Source organism: Pseudarthrobacter phenanthrenivorans Sphe3 (assembly GCF_000189535.1).
Taxonomy (GTDB): Bacteria; Actinomycetota; Actinomycetes; order Actinomycetales; family Micrococcaceae; genus Arthrobacter; species Arthrobacter phenanthrenivorans.
Genome location: NC_015145.1, coordinates 3,447,070 through 3,465,724 on the forward strand (window position 1 = coordinate 3,447,070; position 18,655 = coordinate 3,465,724).

13 protein-coding genes and 1 pseudogene are annotated in these 18,655 nt (G+C 64.5%); 5 read left to right on the plus strand and 9 right to left on the minus strand.

The annotated features are described in order from the left end of the window. Positions 1 to 5 precede the first annotated feature (5 nt). From ASPHE3_RS16065 to ASPHE3_RS16085, 5 genes and pseudogenes are all read right to left on the minus strand, one after another. Positions 6 to 1,283 (minus strand): MFS transporter, encoded by a 1,278-nt coding sequence (locus ASPHE3_RS16065; protein ID WP_013602249.1) that lies wholly within the window; start codon positions 1,281 to 1,283, stop codon positions 6 to 8. Positions 1,284 to 1,327: 44 nt separating this feature from the next. Continuing rightward, positions 1,328 to 1,954 carry a hypothetical protein gene (locus tag ASPHE3_RS16070; RefSeq protein ID WP_041652288.1) on the minus strand — a complete coding sequence of 209 codons (627 nt, stop codon included), beginning with the start codon at positions 1,952 to 1,954 and terminating at the stop codon, positions 1,328 to 1,330. A gap of 18 nt (positions 1,955 to 1,972) precedes the next feature. Continuing rightward, a pseudogene (locus tag ASPHE3_RS16075) lies at positions 1,973 to 2,890 on the minus strand (carbohydrate ABC transporter permease). After that, positions 2,887 to 3,840, minus strand: coding sequence for a carbohydrate ABC transporter permease (locus tag ASPHE3_RS16080; RefSeq protein WP_013602251.1), 954 nt, complete (start codon positions 3,838 to 3,840; stop codon positions 2,887 to 2,889). The pseudogene ASPHE3_RS16075 and the gene ASPHE3_RS16080 overlap by 4 nt, the downstream one beginning before the upstream one ends. Before the next feature lie 48 nt (positions 3,841 to 3,888). After that, positions 3,889 to 5,178, minus strand: a complete 1,290-nt coding sequence (locus ASPHE3_RS16085) for an ABC transporter substrate-binding protein (protein ID WP_013602252.1) — start codon at positions 5,176 to 5,178, stop codon at positions 3,889 to 3,891. 175 nt (positions 5,179 to 5,353) lie between these two features. On the opposite strand from ASPHE3_RS16085, the gene ASPHE3_RS16090 reads away from it, so the two are divergent. Then, positions 5,354 to 7,369 carry a beta-galactosidase gene (locus ASPHE3_RS16090; protein WP_013602253.1) on the plus strand — a complete coding sequence of 672 codons (2,016 nt, stop codon included), beginning with the start codon at positions 5,354 to 5,356 and terminating at the stop codon, positions 7,367 to 7,369. A gap of 164 nt (positions 7,370 to 7,533) precedes the next feature. Here the strand turns inward: ASPHE3_RS16090 and ASPHE3_RS16095 are convergent, their stop codons facing one another. The 3 genes from ASPHE3_RS16095 to ASPHE3_RS16105 all read right to left on the minus strand — a co-directional run bounded on the left by ASPHE3_RS16095 (position 7,534) and on the right by ASPHE3_RS16105 (position 11,009). Then, entirely contained in the window at positions 7,534 to 8,892 is a 1,359-nt protein-coding gene (locus ASPHE3_RS16095; RefSeq protein ID WP_013602254.1) for an ABC transporter substrate-binding protein, read from the minus strand. 235 nt (positions 8,893 to 9,127) lie between these two features. Further along, complete coding sequence (locus ASPHE3_RS16100; RefSeq protein ID WP_013602255.1) at positions 9,128 to 10,075, minus strand: carbohydrate ABC transporter permease; 948 nt, start codon at positions 10,073 to 10,075, stop codon at positions 9,128 to 9,130. After that, positions 10,065 to 11,009: a carbohydrate ABC transporter permease gene (locus tag ASPHE3_RS16105; protein WP_013602256.1), complete on the minus strand. Its 945-nt coding sequence runs from the start codon at positions 11,007 to 11,009 to the stop codon at positions 10,065 to 10,067. The genes ASPHE3_RS16100 and ASPHE3_RS16105 overlap by 11 nt, the downstream gene beginning before the upstream one ends. 333 nt (positions 11,010 to 11,342) lie before the next feature. Between ASPHE3_RS16105 and ASPHE3_RS16110 the strand changes: the two genes are divergently transcribed. Genes ASPHE3_RS16110 through ASPHE3_RS16125 form a run of 4 tightly spaced genes read left to right on the plus strand, consistent with a single transcriptional unit; the run spans position 11,343 to position 17,008 of the window. Next, on the plus strand, positions 11,343 to 12,638 hold the full coding sequence (locus ASPHE3_RS16110) for an ABC transporter substrate-binding protein (RefSeq protein ID WP_013602257.1): 1,296 nt from the start codon (positions 11,343 to 11,345) through the stop codon (positions 12,636 to 12,638). A 50-nt stretch (positions 12,639 to 12,688) separates the two neighbouring features. Beyond that, positions 12,689 to 13,843 carry an acetylxylan esterase gene (locus ASPHE3_RS16115; RefSeq protein ID WP_013602258.1) on the plus strand — a complete coding sequence of 385 codons (1,155 nt, stop codon included), beginning with the start codon at positions 12,689 to 12,691 and terminating at the stop codon, positions 13,841 to 13,843. Continuing rightward, a complete protein-coding gene (locus ASPHE3_RS16120) occupies positions 13,843 to 15,906 on the plus strand; it encodes a DUF6807 family protein (RefSeq protein WP_013602259.1) in 2,064 nt (687 codons plus the stop codon). The genes ASPHE3_RS16115 and ASPHE3_RS16120 overlap by 1 nt, the downstream gene beginning before the upstream one ends. Further along, positions 15,887 to 17,008, plus strand: a complete 1,122-nt coding sequence (locus tag ASPHE3_RS16125) for a M24 family metallopeptidase (protein WP_013602260.1) — start codon at positions 15,887 to 15,889, stop codon at positions 17,006 to 17,008. The genes ASPHE3_RS16120 and ASPHE3_RS16125 overlap by 20 nt, the downstream gene beginning before the upstream one ends. Before the next feature lie 155 nt (positions 17,009 to 17,163). Here the strand turns inward: ASPHE3_RS16125 and ASPHE3_RS16130 are convergent, their stop codons facing one another. Beyond that, positions 17,164 to 18,615: an aldehyde dehydrogenase (NADP(+)) gene (locus ASPHE3_RS16130; RefSeq protein WP_013602261.1), complete on the minus strand. Its 1,452-nt coding sequence runs from the start codon at positions 18,613 to 18,615 to the stop codon at positions 17,164 to 17,166. Positions 18,616 to 18,655: the final 40 nt, after the last annotated feature.

An 18,655-nucleotide genomic window follows, 5' to 3' on the forward strand; every position in this document is an offset into this window, starting at 1 on the left:
AGAGGTCAGGAGGGGCCGGCCGGCCGGGCTGCCTGGCTCCGGCCATGCCGCCACAGGAGCAGGCCAATGACCAAAGCGGAGAGCATCCCCAGCCCGCCGGTAATCACCAGCCCGGCGCGGACGCCGAGCTGCTCCGTGAGCCATCCCGCCAGCAGGCCGCCCATCGCGTGGCCGCCAAGGAGGAGGGGAAGATAGAGCGCCATGACTCGGCCCCGGATCTCGGGGTCGGCCTCAAGCTGGACGGCGGTGGCCGCGCTGGTCAGGAACAGCAGGGTCATCACCCCCACCACCACCAGCATCACAGTGAACAGAACGATCGTGGGCATCAGCGCCGCCACCAGCTGGGACAGCCCGAAAAGACCGGCCGCAAGCACAATCCCCTTCCGGCCCAGGGACCGCAGGCGGGCAGCCAGCAGCGCTCCGGCCAATGCACCCAGGGCGCTCACGGTGTTGAACAGCCCGAAACCCTCAACACCGTTGTGCCACACCCGTTCCGCAAAGGCAGCCAGCACCACCGGTCCGTTCATCCCGAACATACCCAGGAGCCCCGCCAGGGCAATGACCAGCAGCAGCGGGGGACGTTCCCGGACGTATCGGAAACCGGCCAGCAACTGGCCCCGCCCGCGAACCGCCGGGGTGCTTGGATGCAGCTCGGCGGGACGGATGGCCGCAATCAGGCCGAGGACCAGCACGCACAGCAGCGAGTTTGCCGCGAATGCCGCGGCTGATCCTGCCTGGGCAATGACTACTCCTCCCAGTGCCGGCCCCGCCATGGCGCCCAGCTGGCCGACGGCGTTGTTGAGGCCAATGGCGGGCCGCAGGGCGGCGTCGCCTACCACCTCGTTAACGAATACCTGGCTTGCAGGCTGGTTGATGGCCGACGTCACGCCGAGCGCAGCGCAACTGGCGTAAACGGCCCAGACGGTGATGGTCCCGCTCGCCGCCCATGCCGCCAGGCCCAGGGCCAGGATGGCGATGACGGCCTGGCAGGCCAGCATGATGCGCCGCTTGGGAAACATGTCCACCAGCAGGCCGCTCAGCGGGCCCACAATCAGCATGGGAAGGAACTGAAGGGCAACGGCCACCCCCACGGCGGCCGGACTGCCGGTCAACTCCAGCACCAGCCAGTCCTGGGCGAGCCGCTGCATCCACACGCCCACACCCCCGGTAAACACCAGGGCAAGGAAGAGCCGGTAATTCCGCTGCGTCAGCGGCTGGTACCAACGCGGCTGGTTCTGCGGAGTATGGACGGACTGTTCGGAACGCTGGCGGTCGGAAGACACGGCGGACTCAACTCAATAGTGGCGGGCAGGACCAGGAAAAATGTTCAGCGGGAGGAGCGCAGCTTGACCGCCGCGGCGGCGAGGATCAGCGTGCCGGGCACCACCACGAAGAGTGCCACGAGCATCCAGACGAACACCACTGCCGCGAAGAGCGCGGAAGCCAGCAGGAGGGAACCGGTCCAGTCCTTTACTGACAGCGCCTGCCCTGTCGCGAGGGCGGAACGCCAGGTTTCCCTGCCGTCTGCCGCGGAACCCGTGAAATCTGACCAGGCGGCCGCGGTGCGCAGCAGCAGGATGGCCGCCGCGGCTGCAAGGATCACGGTGGCGGGCAACACCACTTCCCTGCCCGGCAACTGGCCCACCCAGGCGAGCATCAGGTTAAGGACAATCACGACGGCGGCGGCCGCCGTCGTGATTCCAATCTTCCAGCTGCCGCGCAGGGAAGTCCTGAAAATGTTCCACAGGCCGCGGACTGAATCGTCCCGCCCGGACAGGTGCCGTTCCAGATGGGTGATCCCCGCCGCATACGCGGCGGGGATGGTCACCAGCGGAAGGGACAGCACCAGCACCAGCACACCGGCCAGGAGGGTCTCGGAGAACAGCGCGAAGCGGTTCACCGGGACGGGTTCGTGGTGGTTGGAGGCGGGGGTGGTGCTGTCCATGACGCTCATTTTCTGTCTCGTTTTCCGTCAGCCCTTGAGGCCCTGGGTGGAGACGCCTTCAACAATGTACCGCTGGAAGACCAGGAAGAAGATCAGCACGGGCAGCAGGGCCAGCACGGACATGGCGATCATGGCGCCGTAGTCCGAGGACTGGGTCTGGTCCACGAAGAGGCGCAGCGCCAGCGGCAGGGGGTACTTGTCCGGGGTGTTCAGGTACAGCAGCGGGCCCAGGAAGTCGTTCCAGCTCCAGATGAAGGAGAAGATCGACGTCGAGATCAGGGCCGGCTTCATCAGCGGCAACATGATGGACCCGAAGATCCGGGCATGCCCGGCGCCGTCGATCCGCGCCGCTTCATCGAGTTCTGCGGGCAGGCCGCGCATGAACTGGACCATGAGGAACACGAAGAACGCATCCGCGGCCAGGAACTTGCCGATCAGCAGCGGGATGTAGGTGTCCACCAGGCCCAACTGCTGGAAGACGATGTACTGCGGAATGATCACCACGTGGAACGGCAGGAGCAGGGTGGCGATCATCATGCCGAAGAACACTCCGCGGCCGGGGAAGTTGATCCTGGCGAACGCGTACGCAGAGACGGACGCTTAGAGGACGGTGCCCACCACCGCGCCGACAGCCAGGACCAGCGAGTTGGTGAAGAACTGCAGGGTGGATACCCCGCCGATTCCTTCCATGGCGGTGACGAAGTTGTCGAAGCTGAAATTGCTCGACCACAGCGAGGTGTTGGACCCACCGATCTCCGAGTTGGGCTTGAATGCCGAGGCGATCATCCACAGGCCCGGGTACAGGACTATTGCCGTGAGCGCCAGTGCCACCACGTGGAAGATGGTGCTCTTTGCCCGTTTGGCCCCTGCCGATTCGGACTTGGGGTTGTAGTGCGGCACCTGTGCGTCCGGGGCGGACTGTGTAGGGGTTGCCGTGGTTGTCATTTCGCATCACCGCTGTAGTGGACCCAGGACTTGGACGTGCGGAAGAAGATCAGGGTAATGATGCCGACGACGATTACGAGCAGCCATGCCATGGCCGAGGCGTAACCCATCCGGAAGTCACTGAAGCCCCGCAGGTAGAGGTAGAGGGTGTAGAAGAGGGTGGAGCCGGCCGGGCCGCCGTCACCGTTGGAGATGATGTACGCCGAGGCGAAGATCTGGAACGCGTGGATGGTTTCCATCAGCAGGTTGAAGAAGATCACCGGGGAGAGCATGGGCCAGGTGATGTTGAAGAACTTCCGGACCGGTCCGGCGCCGTCCATGGATGCCGCCTCGTAGAGGTCGTTCGGGATCTGCTTGAGGCCGGCCAGGAAGATCACCATCGGGGCGCCGAACTGCCACACGGTCAAGAGGATGAACATCGGCATGGTCATGGTGGGGTTGCCCACCCAGCCGCCGAGATTGATCCCGAAGAAGGACAGGCCCTGGTCCACCGGTCCGGAATCGCCGAACATGGCCTTCCAGACGATCGCGATGGACACGGAGGCGCCGATCAGGGAGGGGGCGTAAAACGCCGAGCGGTAGAAACCCTGGCCGCGGCGCTTGCTGTTCAGCAGCATGGCCACCGCCAGTGCGGCAGCGAGCTTTAGCGGGGTACCGAACACAACGTAGCTCACTGTCACACCTACCGACTGCAGGAACCTTTCATCCTGGAAGAGGCTGGTGTAGTTGTCGAGGCCGATCCATTTAGGCGGCTCGAACAGGTTGTAGTTGGTGAAGGAGAGGTACAGCGAGGAGACCATCGGCCCAACGGTGAGGGCGATGAATCCCAGCAGCCAGGGCAACAGGAAGGTATAACCGGCGCGGGCATCCGCCCCCCGCCGCCGCGACTTGCGCGGCAGCGGGGAGGCGGTCTGCGACGAACGCCTGCTCAGTGTTGGGCTTTGAGTCACGAGTTCATTCCGTCAGTTGTGAACGACTTGCTCAGGCAATGTGCCTGCTCAGCCGTTCTGCTTGATGAGGTCTTCGGCTTCCTTGAACCAGGCATCGGTGGCACCGTTGACGTCCACCTTCCCGTAGTTCAATTCCGAGGCGATCCGGCCAAACGATGCTTCCAGGGTGCCGAAGCCCACGATGGGCGGCTCAGGAGCGTCCTTCAGGTACTGCTCGATGGACTTCTCGTAATCCACAACCAGCTTGTCGGTGCCTTCGAAGGTGGTGCCGTCACGTTGTGTCTTGGAAGCCGGGACACCGCGGGAGGTCTTGAAGATCTGGCCCACCTCGGGGTCGTTGACCATGAAGTCGATGAACCGGGCGGCAGCATCCTTGAACTTGGTCTTCGCACTGGCCACCATCAGCATGGACGGCTTCAGGAACAAGCCCAGGTTGTCCGGGTCGTCGGAGGGAACCGGAACCAGCTTGAGTTCCTTGGCCCCGCTGTCGCCGAGGTATCCGGCCATGAAGTTGTCCCAGGTAACCTCGGAGACGGTCACATTGGAGCCCAGTGGCGACTTGGGCTTGAGCTGGGTCACGCGCTCTTCGGAGATGATGGCAGGCGTGCCCCGGAGGTCTGCGGTGAGGTTCCACCACTTCTTCAGGTCATCCTTGGTGAAGCCGAGCTTGCCGTCCTCGGTGAAGGCCTGGATGTTGTTTTGGCGCAGCCAGATGTTGAACATCCACCAGACGCCGGTGTAGTCCGTGGAGCCGAAGAGTGCACCGTTGCTCTTGCTGCCCACCTCGGTGAGGAACTGGTTGAATTCCTTGTAGGTCCAGGTGCCATCCGGCTCTGCGATGCCGAGGGAGGCGAGCTTGGCGGGGTCGTAGTAAACGGCAAAGGCGTTGGTGCTGGTGGGGATGCCGTAGGTCTTACCCCGGATTTGGCCCGACGGCAGGAGCGACTTTTCGAAAGCATCGGTGTTGATGTTCACGGTGCCCAGGTCCAGGAGCTGGTTGCGCTGGCCGTAGTCGCGCAGGTAGGAGAGGTCCCACTGCATGACGTCCGGCAGGCCCCCGCCGGCAGCCTCGGTGGCTCGCTTCTGCCAGTAGCTGGGGAAATCTGTGAAGTTGCCGTTGACCTTGATATCCGGGTTCTTGGACTCGAACAGCGCGATGGCCTTGCGGGTGCGCTCGGCGCGGTCGTCGTTGCCCCACCAGGTGTAGTTGATGGTGACGGGGTTGTCAGCGGAACCGGTCTCTCCAGACGAGCTGGACCCGGTGCCGCACGCCGCCAGCGCTGCGGCTGATGCGGTGCCGACGGCGACGGTGGTGAGGAAATGCCTTCTGTTGATCACGGGAGCCTCCTTGCTCAGTGTGTGCAATCCCTGATCTCATCTACAACACGGGTAGTGAGCTGGCTTACACGGCTTCTGAAACGATACAATATCCCCATTCCGGAAAATGGGCAAGCGTTTTCCAATCAGCAGGTTTTCATCCCGCTTCCATCCTCCCGGCAGACAAAGGAGCCCCATGACACAGCAGGCAAACCCAAGACCAGCCAGCGTATGGAACAACGTCGAGGGCATCGCCTTCGGCGGCGACTACAACCCTGAGCAGTGGCCCGTGAGCGTGAGGCTGGAAGACCTGGAGCTGATGCAGGAGGCGGGCGTAAACTTCCTGAGCGTCGGCATCTTTTCCTGGGCACTGCTGGAACCTGCCGAAGGACACTACGACTTCGGCTGGCTGGACGAGGTCATGGACAACCTCCACGGCATTGGAGTCAAGGTTGCGCTGGCCACCGCCACCGCCGCTCCCCCGGCCTGGCTGGTACGCAAGCATCCCGAGATCCTGCCCGTCACTGCTGACGGAACCGTGCTGGGACCGGGGTCGCGGCGGCACTACACGCCGTCGTCAGCCGTTTACCGGCGCTACGCCGCCGGCATTACACGGGTCCTTGCGGAACGGTACAAGAACCACCCCGCGCTGGCGCTGTGGCACGTGGACAACGAGCTGGGCTGCCACGTCTCCGAGTTCTACGGCGAGGAGGACGCGGCTGCATTCCGCGCCTGGCTGGGAAGGCGGTACGGAAGCATTGAGGCGCTTAACGCGGCCTGGGGGACGGCGTTCTGGTCCCAGAACTACGGCTCCTTCGACGAGATCCTCCCGCCGGGCGTCGCGCCGTCAACATTGAATCCAGGGCAGCAACTGGACTTCCAGCGGTTCAATTCCTGGGCACTGATGGACTACTACCGCGAACTGGCCGCGGTCCTGCGCGAAGTCACCCCCGGCGTACCCTGCACTACCAACCTGATGGCCTCAAGCGCCACCAAATCCATGGACTACTTCAGCTGGGCCGGGGACCTGGATGTCATCGCCAATGATCACTACCTCGTGGCGGCGGATCCCGAACGGCACATCGAACTCGCCTTCAGCGCGGACCTGACCCGTGGGATCGCCGGCGGTGACCCGTGGATCCTGATGGAACATTCGACGTCGGCCGTTAACTGGCAGCCACGCAACCAGCCCAAGATGCCCGGGGAAATGATGCGCAACTCGCTGGCGCACGTGGCGCGCGGCGCTGATGCAGTGATGTTCTTCCAGTGGCGGCAGAGCTTTGCGGGATCCGAGAAGTTCCACTCGGCCATGGTGCCGCACGGCGGACGTGAAACCCGCGTGTGGCGCGAAGTGGTGGACCTCGGTGCTGCCCTGAAGCTGTTGGAACCAGTTCGGGGTTCGCGGGTGGAATCCCGCGTTGCCATCGTGTTCGACTACGAGGCGTGGTGGGCCAGCGAAATCGACTCCAAGCCGAGCATCGACGTGAGGTACCTGGACCTGCTGCGGGCCTTCCACCGGTCCCTGTTCCTGCGGGGAGTTGCCGTGGACATAGTCCACCCGTCAGCTTCGCTGGAGGGCTACCACCTGGTCCTGGTTTGTACGTTGTACTCGGTGACCGACAAGGCAGCGGCCAGCATTGCGGCTGCTGCCTCCGCAGGCGCGACCGTTTTGGTCAGCTACTTCAGCGGGATTGTCGACGAAAAGGACCACGTGCGGCTGGGCGGGTACCCGGGGGCGTTCCGCGAACTCCTGGGCGTGCGGGTGGAGGAGTTCCACCCGCTGCTGGCCGGGTCGCAGCTCAAGCTGAGTGACGGCACTGTGTCCTCGATCTGGAGCGAGCATGTCCATCTTGAAGGGGCGGAGGCAGTCCAGGCCTTCACCGAGTATCCCCTGGAGGGTGTGCCCTCCTTGACCCGTCATGTTGTGGGTTCCGGGGCCGCTTGGTACCTGGCAACTTTCCCCGACCGTGACGGCATCGAGTCGATCGTGGACCGGCTCCTGGCCGAGTCGGGGGTTGCCCCCATTGCTGTCGCTGACCACGGCGTGGAACTGACCCGGCGGCGTTCAGCCGACGGCAGCAGTTTCCTGTTCGCCATCAACCACACCAGGTCTGACGCTTCCGTTGAAGTGCTTGGTACGGACCTGCTGACAGGCGAGCAGTTCTCCGGTTCGCTTCCCGCAGGAAGCGTTGCGGTGATCGCCGAAAGTTAGGCGCGGGCTTTTGGAGGGCCCGCGTCGCGCCACCACCGCTTAAACAGCTCCGCCCCGGCAGGAACTTATGGTTCCTGCCGGGACGGAGCTGCCACCCGCCGCCGGACTTTATTGGGCGGAGGCGGCGCCTACGCCATTTCCGAGCCGTGTTGGCGGCGTGAAGACTAACTGCTGATAGCGGCGGACATTTCGGCGTGAGCCTTCTTGCCCGCTTCCTCCGTGGACAGCCGCTCAAAGAGAACCTCGGAGGTGTAGCGCTTGATGATTTCCTGGATGGCACCGGCGCCCTTCGGCGGCGGGGCAGGGGCCTCGCCAAGTTCGTCCTTGATCTGGTCGATGAACTTGACCACTTTGACGTCGGCCGGGGTCAGCTTGGGTTCGATGGCGGCCCGCACTTCGGAGTTCGGGTAGACGCCGCGGTCAGCCAGGAGGGTTTCGCCGGCTTTGACGTTGTTGGTGAGGAAGTTGATGAACTTCGCGGTCTCCTCAGGGTGCTTGGTCCGTGAAGAGGCCGACCAGAACTGTGAGGCCTTGTACCAAAGCCCGGCATCATCTGCAGACCCTGTCTTCGTGGGGAACCGCAGGATCTTCAGGTCGCTGCCCGAAGCCTTTTCCAGGGCAGGTGCCTGGTTGGACCACCAAAACGCCATGGCGTTCTTGCCGGTGGCCAGCCCGCTCTGGTCCAGCGGGGCAGCCTCAGCTTCAACTACCTCGGATGCAGAAGGCACGGCCTTCTTGGCACTGAGCTCCTTCAGGAACGCCCACCACTCGGCGATGTCGCCCGGTTCGAAGCCCAGCTTTCCGTCTGAAGTGTAGAGCGACTTGCCGTTCTGGCGCAGCCAGACGCCCAGCGAAGCTTCGTCCGTTCCGTACGCGGCGGCACCGTAGGTGCCCTTGGGTGACTTCTCCGTGATTTCAGCTGCAATGCGCCCGAAATCTTCCCAGGTCCAGGTGGAATCGTCCGGCATCGGAACGCCGGCGGCTTCGAAGACTGCCGGGTTGGCCAGGATGGTGGCTGCATTAATGCCTGCCGGAATGCCGGTCAGGCCGTCCTCGCCCTTGCCTGCGTTGAGCGCAGCTTCGTCGAGCTTGGACGTATCGATCTCATATTTGGACAGATCGAGCAGGGCGCCGCGGCTGGAGTACTCAGTGATGTACTTTTCATCCATCTGGATAATGTCGGGGGCATCGTTGGCGGCCACTTGGGTAGCGAGCTTGTCCCAATAACCGCTCCAGTCGCCGAATTCAGGCTTGATCTTGATGTTCGGGTTCTCAGCCTCGAACTGCTTGATGGCTTCCTGGGTCAGCTGTGCGCGCTTGTCGCCGCCCCACCAGGAAAAGCGCAGTTCCACTGTGCCGTCGGCGCTTTGCGGGGCTGAACCTCCGCCGCAGGCACTAAGGGCCAGGACGACGGCGGCTGCGGCTGCAACAACGCCGGTCTTGCGTATGCGGGGTGCCGCGCGGCGGGGACTCGGCTCTGCCGGTTGCCTGGCAGCAGACGCAGGGCGGGGAAATAGCTGCACTGGTAACTCCGATCTTCTTTGATCTCGATGCTGGGGAATGATGCGGTTGTCTATGGAGGGAAAAGCGTGAAAACGCTTTCTGAGGCTAATGCTATAAGTTGGCAACTTGTAGTACAAGACGTGACCAAGAGTTTCTTGACTTGCGGGGGCGTCGGGGCAGCCCGCTGTAAGGCAGGCCGCCCCGCTGCATCGCAAGCTGGCGGCATCTCGAACTGCTGCCCGCCAGAAGCCGCCCCTACTTGATGCCGGTCGTGGCGATGCCCTTGATAAGGAACCGCTGGCCGAACAGGAAGACCAGGAAGACCGGCAGGAGCGACACGATGGACATCGCGAACAGCGATCCCCAGCTCGTGGCCGACTGTGAATCAACGAACGCCCGCAGCGCCACAGGCACCGTGAACATATCCGGGTCCGTCAGGTAGATCAGGGCGCCGAAGAAGTCGTTCCAGGTCCAAATGAACGTGAAGATGGTGGTGGTGGCCAGGGCGGGCACCATCAGCGGCAGGATGACCCGCAGGAAGATCCGCGGATGCCCTGCCCCGTCAATCCGGGCAGCCTCATCAAGTTCGCGCGGGATACCGCGGATGAACTGGACCATCAGGAAGACAAAGAATGCGTCCGTGGCCAGCAGCTTGGGAACCAGCAGCGGCCAGAACGTGTTCACCCAGCCGATCTGTGAGAACAGGATGTACTGCGGGACGATGACCACGTGGAACGGCAGCATGATGGTCAACAGCATGATGCCGAAGAACAGCTTCTTCCCCGTGAACTGCAGCCGGGCGAAGGCGTAGGCGGCCATGGAGCAGGAAATGAGGTTGCCCAGGATCGATCCGATAACCACGATGGCCGAGTTGATCATGTAGTGCCCGAAGGGATGGGTCAGGGCGGACCAGCCCGAGGTGTAGTTGCTCATCTCCAGGCTGTTGAGCCACAGCCCGGGCTCGCGGAAGATCAGTTCATTGGGGCGCAGTGATGAAACAACCATCCAGAGCAGGGGGTAGATCATGAGCCCGCCGGCAAGGATCAGGATGCCGTGCTTTATCAGGGACTTCCCGCGCTGTGCCCGGCTGAAGGCCAGGGTTCCGCGGGACTCCCGGACGCGGGGTTTGCGGTGGTTCGTAGGCTTGCCGTTTCCCCCGGACTTCTTGTCCGGGGTGGGCAGCGTCTCCAGCTTAGTCGTCATAGAAAACCCAATACTTAGAAGCGATGAAGTTGATGGCGGTGAAGACGCCGATGATGACCAGCAGGAACCAGGCCATGGCGGACGCGTATCCCATATCGAACTGGCCGAAGCCCTTCTGGTAGAGGTACAGCGTGAAGAACATGGTGGAGTCGGAGGGGCCGCCGTTGCCGCCGGAGACGATGAACGCCTGCGTGAACGACTGGAAGGATCCGATGATCTGCAGCACCAGGTTAAAGAAGATGATGGGGCTCAGCATCGGCATCGTGATCCGCCAGAACTGCTGGAGCGTGTTGGCGCCGTCCACCTTCGCGGCCTCGTAATACATGTGCGGGATCTGCCGGAGCCCTGCCAGGAAGATGATCATTGGGGCACCAAAGGTCCAGACGTGCAGCAGGATGATGGAACCCAGCGCAGTGCTGGGATCAGAGATCCAGCCGGGGCCCTGGATGCCGAACATCGCCAGGACCTGGTTCACCAGGCCGGTGGTGCCGAAAATCTGCTTCCAGAGGATGGCGACTGCCACCGAGCCGCCCAGGAGGGAGGGCAGGTAGAACACCGAGCGGTAGAACGGCAGGCCGCGCAGCCCCTTATCCAGCACCAGCGCAATGAGGAGCGCCACGGCAAGCTGGAGCGGCACGCCGATGAAGACATACGTGAAGGTCACTCCAAGCGAGTTGTGCAGCCGGGCGTCAGTGAGCATCCGGGTGAAGTTGTCCAAGCCGGTCCATTCCGGAGGCTGGAGCAGGTTGTAGTCGGTGAAGGACAGGTAGAGGGACATCAGCATCGGGCCAATGGTGATGGCCACCAGGCCCACCAGCCACGGCAGCAGGAAGATATATGCCGCCTTGTTGTCGCGGCCGTTGGCCTTCTTCTCCTCGGCGGTTGCCTTACCCTTCCGCCGGGTTATCGAGCTAAGTTCGCTGATGGCGCTCACGGTTGCCGTCCCGTCCCTGCGATGGGGCCCGCTGCTGCCGGCGTGACTGCCGGGCGCAGTGCCCTGGGTAAATGTTTAGCGGCCATGTGGTCTCCTTTGGTCATCGTGGCCTCCACGTTCCTGGTATCGCCTGGGCGATAGGTCCGCCCCGCGCGGCCCATGCCTCCAGCCGGAAGACCAACTGGGTACCAGCCGGCGGGGGTTTGAAAAAGCGGCTCCGTACCAAAGTAAACGCTTTCTTGACTCCTGTATAGCCCTTTGTTAGTTTTTGAGAAAGCGTTTTCTGTTGGACCCATCACTACGAATACATCACAGGATTTAAGGGGCTGGACAATGCGGTTACGTCTCAGGAAATCAGTACTCGGAACTGCCGCGGCAACAACAGCACTTGCCCTGGTTCTCACCGGCTGCGGGAGTAATCCGGAAGCCGGGAAGGTGGGGACCGTTGAAGATCCTGTCACCATCCGCTTCGCCTGGTGGGGTAACGACTCCCGTGCCAAGACCACCCTCGACGTCATCAAGGACTTCGAGGCCGCGAACCCCACCATCAAGGTGCAAGGCGAAAACACTGAGTTCAGCTCCTACTGGGACAAGATGGCCACGCAGATTGCCGGCGGCACCACGCCTGACGTCTTCGCCATGAGCGGCGCGTACCCCAGCGAGTACGCCAGCCGCGGGGTGCTGCTGGACCTGGACGAGGTCAAGGACCAGATTGATACGTCCAAGTTCGCCGAGGGCACTGTGGACCTGGGCAAAATCGAGGACAAGCAGTACACCATCACCGCAGGCGTCAATGCCATGTCCATGGTGATCGACCCCAAAGTCTTTGAAGCCGCGGGCGTGGAACTGCCGGACGACGAGACGTGGACCTGGGACGACTACGCGGAGGTCGCCGCGGAGATCACCCAAAAGTCACCGGCGGGAACGTTCGGCACTACCCCCATGGCAAACGACTCCTTCCTGGCCGTCTGGGCACGCCAGCACGGCGAGGACCTCTACACGGACGACGGCAAGAAGCTCGGCATCAGCGAGGACACTGCAACCAAGTGGTTTGAACTGAACAAGAAGCTGATGGAAACCGGCGGTGCGCCGTCCGCTTCCCAGACGGTGGAGGACGGCTCCGCCCAGCCGGAAATGACCCTCATGGGCCAAGGCAAGCAGGGCATGAAGATCTCATGGAGCAACCAGATGAACTCCTACTCGGGGTCACCCCTGGTCATGATGAAGCTGCCGGGAGAAAGCAAAACCCCGGGAACCTGGCTGCGGTCCTCCATGGAGTACGCCATCTCATCCAAGTCCCCGCACCCCAAGGAAGCAGCCATGTTCATCAACTACCTGGTGAACAACGTGGATGCCGCCACCAAGATCAAGAGCGACCGCGGCATGCCGGCCAACACCGAACTCAAGGCGGCCATCACTCCCCTCCTGAAAGAATCGCAGCAGAAGGAAGCGGAGTACCTGGACCGCATTGCGGAGATGGACATTGAACCTCCCTTGCCCTTCCCCGCAGGTTCCTCGGCCACCATGGAAGTCCTGAACAGGTTCAACACCGATGTCCTGTTCGGCAAGATCTCCCCCCGGGATGCTGCCAAGGGCTTCATCCAGGAGGTCAACTCCAACCTTGGCTGACCCTGCCCGCCGGTCATCATTACAGAACACACCGAACAGGAGGCAGGCCAGTGAGCCATGCAACCGGATCTGCCAGGCCAAGTGCCATTGCGGGTTACGAGGACTGGCCTGCCTACGTCCAGAACCATCCGCGCTACCGGGTAGCCAGCCAGGAAGGGCAGGCATTCGCCGACGCGATTGGCGTCCCGGAAATACCGCTGCGTCCTGACGTTAGTGTGCATTGGGAGGAAACGCACGACGGCGTTACAACCTCCCAGCTCAGCTGGCAGTTGGGCTTCGGCCCCCGGACTACCGGCTGGCTGATCCGGCCGGCAGGCAGTTCCGGGCCGCTGCCCGGCGTCCTCGCGCTGCATTGCCACGGCGGCAACAAATTCGGCGGCGCGGACCGGCTGGTTGAGCTCGCGGAGCAGCACCCCTCGGCGGACGCCGCCAAGGCCGGCCACTACGACGGCCGCGCCCTTGCCACGGACGTGGCACGGCGGGGTTTTGCAGTCCTGGCCCATGACACGTTCGCCTGGGGCAGCCGCCGGTTTGACCTGTCCGTCCCGCCCTGGCGGACGGCCTCGGCACTGGAGGCCAGGCAGGCACAGTGGCGGGAGGACGGCGTCGTTCCTTCCGATGCAGACTTGTACAACGCTGCCGCCGGAATCCACGAGGAAACCGTCGCCAAGACCGCCGGACTGCTGGGCACCAGCCTTGCCGGCATGGTGGCCCACGACGACCTGGCCGCCCTTGAGATCCTTGCCTCGCTGACGGACGTGGACCAGGACAGGCTGGGCTGCATCGGCTTTTCCGGCGGCGGTGGCCGGTCCCTCGCCCTCGCCGTGCTCAGCCCCCGTATCAAGAGTTATGTGGTGACGTGCATGATGGCCACCTTCCAGTCGCTTCTGCCCTCCTACCTGGACGCGCACTCCTGGCTCCTGCAGACACCGGGACTGTGGAAACTGGGCGACTGGCCCGGGCTCACGGCCGGGGCCCGCGACGCCAACCTGCTGGTCCAATACGCGTTGGCCGACGAACTCTTCCCCGAGGATGGGATGCGCGATGCCCACCGCGTCCTCGAGTCGGTGCACCCGCACGGGAACTACACCGGCAGTTTCTGGCCCGGAGGCCACGTGTTCACCGCCCGGATGCAGCAGGAAGCGCTCGCCTTCCTCGCCACCACCCTCAACCTCCACTCCACCTCCAGCACGCAAGGAAACTGATGATCCAACAATCCGCCGCAGCGGAAACCAGAACTCATCCGGACGGCAGGACAGCCATTCCGCGCATCGCGCTGGTTGGCGTACACGGGTTCGGTGAACGGCACCTTGCCAACCTGGCCCGGCTTGAAGCGGCCGGAACGCTGGAACTGGTTGCGGTGGCCGACCCCAACCCGCCGGCGCCGGGGCAGCTGGCGGGTTGGGTGGCGGTGTTCAATGATCTGCCCCAGCTGCTGGCTGCCGGGCCAGGAGTCGACGTCGTCATTCTTGCTACCCCCATCCAGACCCATGCTCCCCTGGCCCTTGCGGCCCTGTCAGCGGGCAAGGACGTCTATGTGGAAAAACCTCCGGTGGCATCAATTGCCCAGTTCAAGGAGGTGCTGGACGCGGCCGCCGCTGCAGGCCGGCTGGTCCAGGCAGGCTTCCAGAGCCTCGGATCCCATGCCCTGCCTGCCATCCGTAGCCTGGTGGACTCCGGCGGCATCGGCGAAGTCCTGGGCCTCAGCGCCACCGGCGAATGGGTGCGCACCAAGGCCTACTTCAAACGTTCGCGCTGGGCAGGGAAACGCAGCCTGGACGGTGTCGACGTGGTGGACGGCGTGGCAACCAACGCCCTTGCCCATGCGGTAGCCACGGGCCTCCATCTGGCCGGAGCCCATACGATGGCCGACGTCGAATCAGTGGAGACGGACCTCTACCGGGCACACGGCACCGAAAGTGACGACACCTCCATCATCCGCGTCCGCACCGCTGGTGGTTCCACGCTGCTGTGCGGACTGACGCTGTGCGCTCAGGAACAGCAGCGGCCCTTCGTGACGGTGCATGGCACCCGCGGCGAGATCACGCTCTTCTACACCGAGGACGAAGTGGTCATCAGCACCCCCGACGGCGAGCGCCGCGAGACATTCGGCCGCACTGACCTGCTGGAGAACCTTCTGGCTGCCCGCTCCAACGGGGCGCCGCTGCTGTGCGCCCTGGCAGACACCGGCGCCTTCACCACGGTGCTGGAAGCCATCCGGACAGCGCCCGCACCGCAACCAATCAGCCCCGGCCACATCTCGTGGGAGGGCGAGGGCGACGACGCCCACCCGGTGGTGCGCGGCATCGGTCCGCTGATCGAGCGCGCCGTCAAGGCCCAGGCCACCTTTGCGGAACTCGGCGTACCCTGGGCGCGGAAGCTCCCGCCGGTCCGAACGCTCACCCTGGACGGCAAAGCTGTAGCTGATTACCAGGACGGCAGCCGGATCCGGGCAGTGTCCTCTCCGCGGCCTTACCTGCACCCCGTCCGGACCCTCGCCGGCACCGTGGTGACGGACCACCAGCCGCTGGACCATGTGTGGCACCTCGGCGCCGGAGTGGCCCTCCAGGATGTGGACGGCATCAACTTCTGGGGTGGCCGCACGTATACCCGGGCAGCGGGCCAGTACGTATGGCGCCCGGACCACGGCCGGATCACTATCCGGGACGCTGCAGTGGAGCAGACTGATGCCACTGAAAGGCAGGAAGGCCGGCTGCAGGAGACGCTGTCCTGGGATGGGCCGGACGGCGCCCCCGTCCTGCTGGAGGACCGCACCTGGACCTGGGCCGGGGTCAGCGCCTCCACCTGGCGGCTGTCCCTTGACTTCGCCCTGTCCCCTGCGGGTGACCGGCCGGTGAGCCTGGGCAGCCCGGGCTCGAACGGCCGCTTCGAAGGTGGTTACGGCGGTTTTTTCTGGCGGCTGCCCGCCTGTGAAGGAGCACAAGTATGGACTCCTGCCGGCACCGGTGAATCAGAAATACATGGTTCAGTGACGCCATGGCTTGCCTGGGCAGGAACGTTCGACGGCGGCGGGGCCACACTCATCTTCGTAGCCTCTGAGGGGTCCGCCGACCCCTGGTTCGTCCGGGTGGACGGCTACCCCGGAGTGGGCCAATCACTTGCCTGGGACACCCCGGTCATCGCCGAACCGGGGCATCCGGTGCAGCGCGGCATCACCGTTTTCGTGGCCGACGGCATCCTGGGCACCACCGACATCGAAGCACTCATCAACCAGCAGGGGAACCTTCATGAGCCAGACAACAGCTGACACCATCCCGCTCCAGGGCAGGACGGCCCCGGCATCCGCCCATGACCGGGCCATTAAACGCCAGCGTGTGCTGGACATCCTCGATGCCACGGGCCAGGAATCGCTGCTGCTCACCACCAACACAGCCCTGACATGGTATCTCGACGGCAGCCGCGTCCATATCAGCCTGGCCGGCGACCCCATCGCTGCCCTCCGGGTGGACCGGGACGGCGACCACCTGATCACCTTGAACAATGAGGCTGGCCGCATCGCGGCCGAGGAACTGCCCGCAGGCGTCACCCTGCACTCCGTCCCGTGGTACGGCAACCTCCATGAGGCCGCGGCCGCCGTCGGACGTTCAGCCGGGGACGCGGCCGCGCCGCTGGCCGAAGCGGCCGTTGCCACTGAGCTGCGCGCCGCCCGCCAGCACCTGCTCCCGGGTGAAAGCGCGCGCTACTCGCAACTGTCCGCAGAGGTCGCCACCGTCATGACGGACGTCCTCTCCACCGCCCGCCCGGAAACCACGGAGTTCGAACTGGTATCCAGGCTCGCAGGTGGCGTCGTTGCGGCCGGGGCGGAGCCGCTTGTCCTGCTGTGCAACGGCAGCAGCCGCAGCGGATTCCGGCACCCGCTGGCCACCCACTCGCCCCTGGGCCGCCGCGCCATGGCCGTGGTGTGCGCCCGCCGGGACGGCATGGTTGCCAACATCACCCGCTGGATAAGGTTCGACGCCGGCACTCCCCAGGAGCGCGACGCCGAGGCACGCATCGCAGCAGTGGAGGCAGACATCTTCGACGCCACGGTTCCCGGCGCCCGGTTGGACCGGATCTTCGCGGAGATCCAGGCAGCCTACGCCCGGCACGGTTTCGGGGCCGACCAGTGGGAACAGCACCACCAAGGCGGCCCCGCGGGCTATGCGGGCCGTGATCCCCGCGTCACCGCTGCCGCCACCGATACCGTGGTCCTGAACCAGGCCTTCACGTGGAACCCCTCGGGCCCCGGCGTGAAGATCGAGGACACTGTCCAGCTCACCGAATCCGGCCTGCAGGTCCTCACGGTGGATCCACGCTGGCCCTCCGCCACGGTGAATGGCCTCCAGCGGCCGCTGACGCTGGAGCTCTGAGACGCCCGGACGCTCTCTCAGTTCCTGCAGCAAAACCAGAAACGCTCTCTCAGTTGTGGCCGGAGTTCCGGCTACTGCTGAGAGAGCGTTTCGGCTAAAGCCACATCAACTGAAGGAGCGTTTCGGTTAAAGCGACATCAAGTGAGAGAGCGTCGCTAGGGGAGCTGGATGTCCCCGTCCACCCGGCGCGGGATGCCCAGCGGGTTGCTTTCGTGCAGGGCCGGGTGCAGGACTGATTCCGGAGCGTCCTGGTAGGCGACCGGACGCTGGAAGCGGCGGACCGCCGTCGCGCCCACCGACGTGAACAGCGAGGTGGTGGCCGGGTAGGGGCCGCCGTGCTGCTGGGCCCAGTTCACCGCAACCCCCGTGGGCCAGCCGTCAAACAGCACGCGGCCGGCAAGTTCGGAAAGCTGGTCGACGAGGGCTGAAATGTCCTCACCCGGCTGCGCGTGCAGGGTGGCGGTGAGGCTGCCCGGCACCTTGGCCAGGACTGTGGACAGCTCCTCCCGGTCCGCGTATTCGATCAGCATGGTGGTGGGGCCGAAGCACTCCTCCAGCAGCTTTTCCGGACGCTCCAGCACCTTGGCTGCCGTAGTGGAAAAGACCACGGGAGCCGCCCCGTTGGCCACCGCGTCCTGGTCCACGCTGCCGCTCACCACATTGACGCCGTCCACGGACGCGAAGCTGTGCAGCCCGTCCGGGTAGGCCTCCGCAATCCGGCTGGTCAGCATGCCCAGGGCCGGCTTGTCCTTGCTGGCCGCCGCCACCTTCGCGGCAAAGTCTGTTCCAGCCGGGATGAAGACGAGCCCGGGCTTGGTGCAGAACTGGCCGGCGCCCAAGGTGAAGGATCCGGCCAGACCCTCGGCAAGCTGGGGGGAACGTGCAGCCAAAGCTGCCTTCGTGACCACCACCGGGTTCAGGCTGCCCAGCTCGCCGTAGAACGGGATGGGGTCCGGACGGGATGTGGCAAGGTCAAAGAGGGCACGGCCGCCGGGGATGGAGCCGGTGAAGCCCACCGCCTTGATGGCCGGATCCTGGACCAGCGCGGTTCCCACCTCGCGGCCACTCACCAGGGCGAACAGGCCTTCCGGAGCACCCGCTGCGCGCAACGCCTCGGCGACGATTTCAGCCGTCCGCTCGGAAAGGCGGAGGTGGCCCGAGTGGGCCTTGACGATCACGGAGCAGCCCACGGCCAAAGCTGATGCGGTGTCGCCGCCTGCCACAGAGAAGGCGAACGGGAAGTTCGACGCCGAGAAGACCGCCACCGGGCCAATGGGTCGCAGGATCCGGCGGAGGTCGGGCTTGGGGGGCGCGGAGTCCGGGTCCGCGTGGTCGACGATGGCTTCGAGGTACGAGCCCTCGGTGATGACGCGGGCGAACAGGCGCAGCTGGCCGGTGGTGCGGGCCACTTCGCCGGTGAGGCGGGTTGCGCCAAGGCTGGTCTCGGAATCGGCAATCTCCACCAGCTCGGCGGCGTTCGCGTCGAGCGCATCAGCCACGGCCGTGAGCCAGGCCGCGCGGTCAGCATCCGATGAAGCTGCAGAGATTTTGGCAGCCTGGGTGGCGGCAGCCGTGAGCTCGGACAGGGAAAGGGTTGCAGTTGTCACGTCAGGTTCCTGTTCTCTGGATGGACGTTCGTGCGGACGT

What these genes read in the sequence shown, in the direction of transcription:
- ASPHE3_RS16070 (WP_041652288.1), bottom strand. Translation starts at nt 1,954, where the DNA reads ATGAGCGTCATGGACAGCACCACCCCCGCCTCCAACCACCACGAACCC.
- ASPHE3_RS16120 (WP_013602259.1), top strand. Translation starts at nt 13,843, where the DNA reads ATGATCCAACAATCCGCCGCAGCGGAAACCAGAACTCATCCGGACGGC.
- ASPHE3_RS16125 (WP_013602260.1), top strand. Translation starts at nt 15,887, where the DNA reads ATGAGCCAGACAACAGCTGACACCATCCCGCTCCAGGGCAGGACGGCC.
- ASPHE3_RS16110 (WP_013602257.1), top strand. Translation starts at nt 11,343, where the DNA reads ATGCGGTTACGTCTCAGGAAATCAGTACTCGGAACTGCCGCGGCAACA.
- ASPHE3_RS16090 (WP_013602253.1), top strand. Translation starts at nt 5,354, where the DNA reads ATGACACAGCAGGCAAACCCAAGACCAGCCAGCGTATGGAACAACGTC.
- ASPHE3_RS16100 (WP_013602255.1), bottom strand. Translation starts at nt 10,075, where the DNA reads ATGACGACTAAGCTGGAGACGCTGCCCACCCCGGACAAGAAGTCCGGG.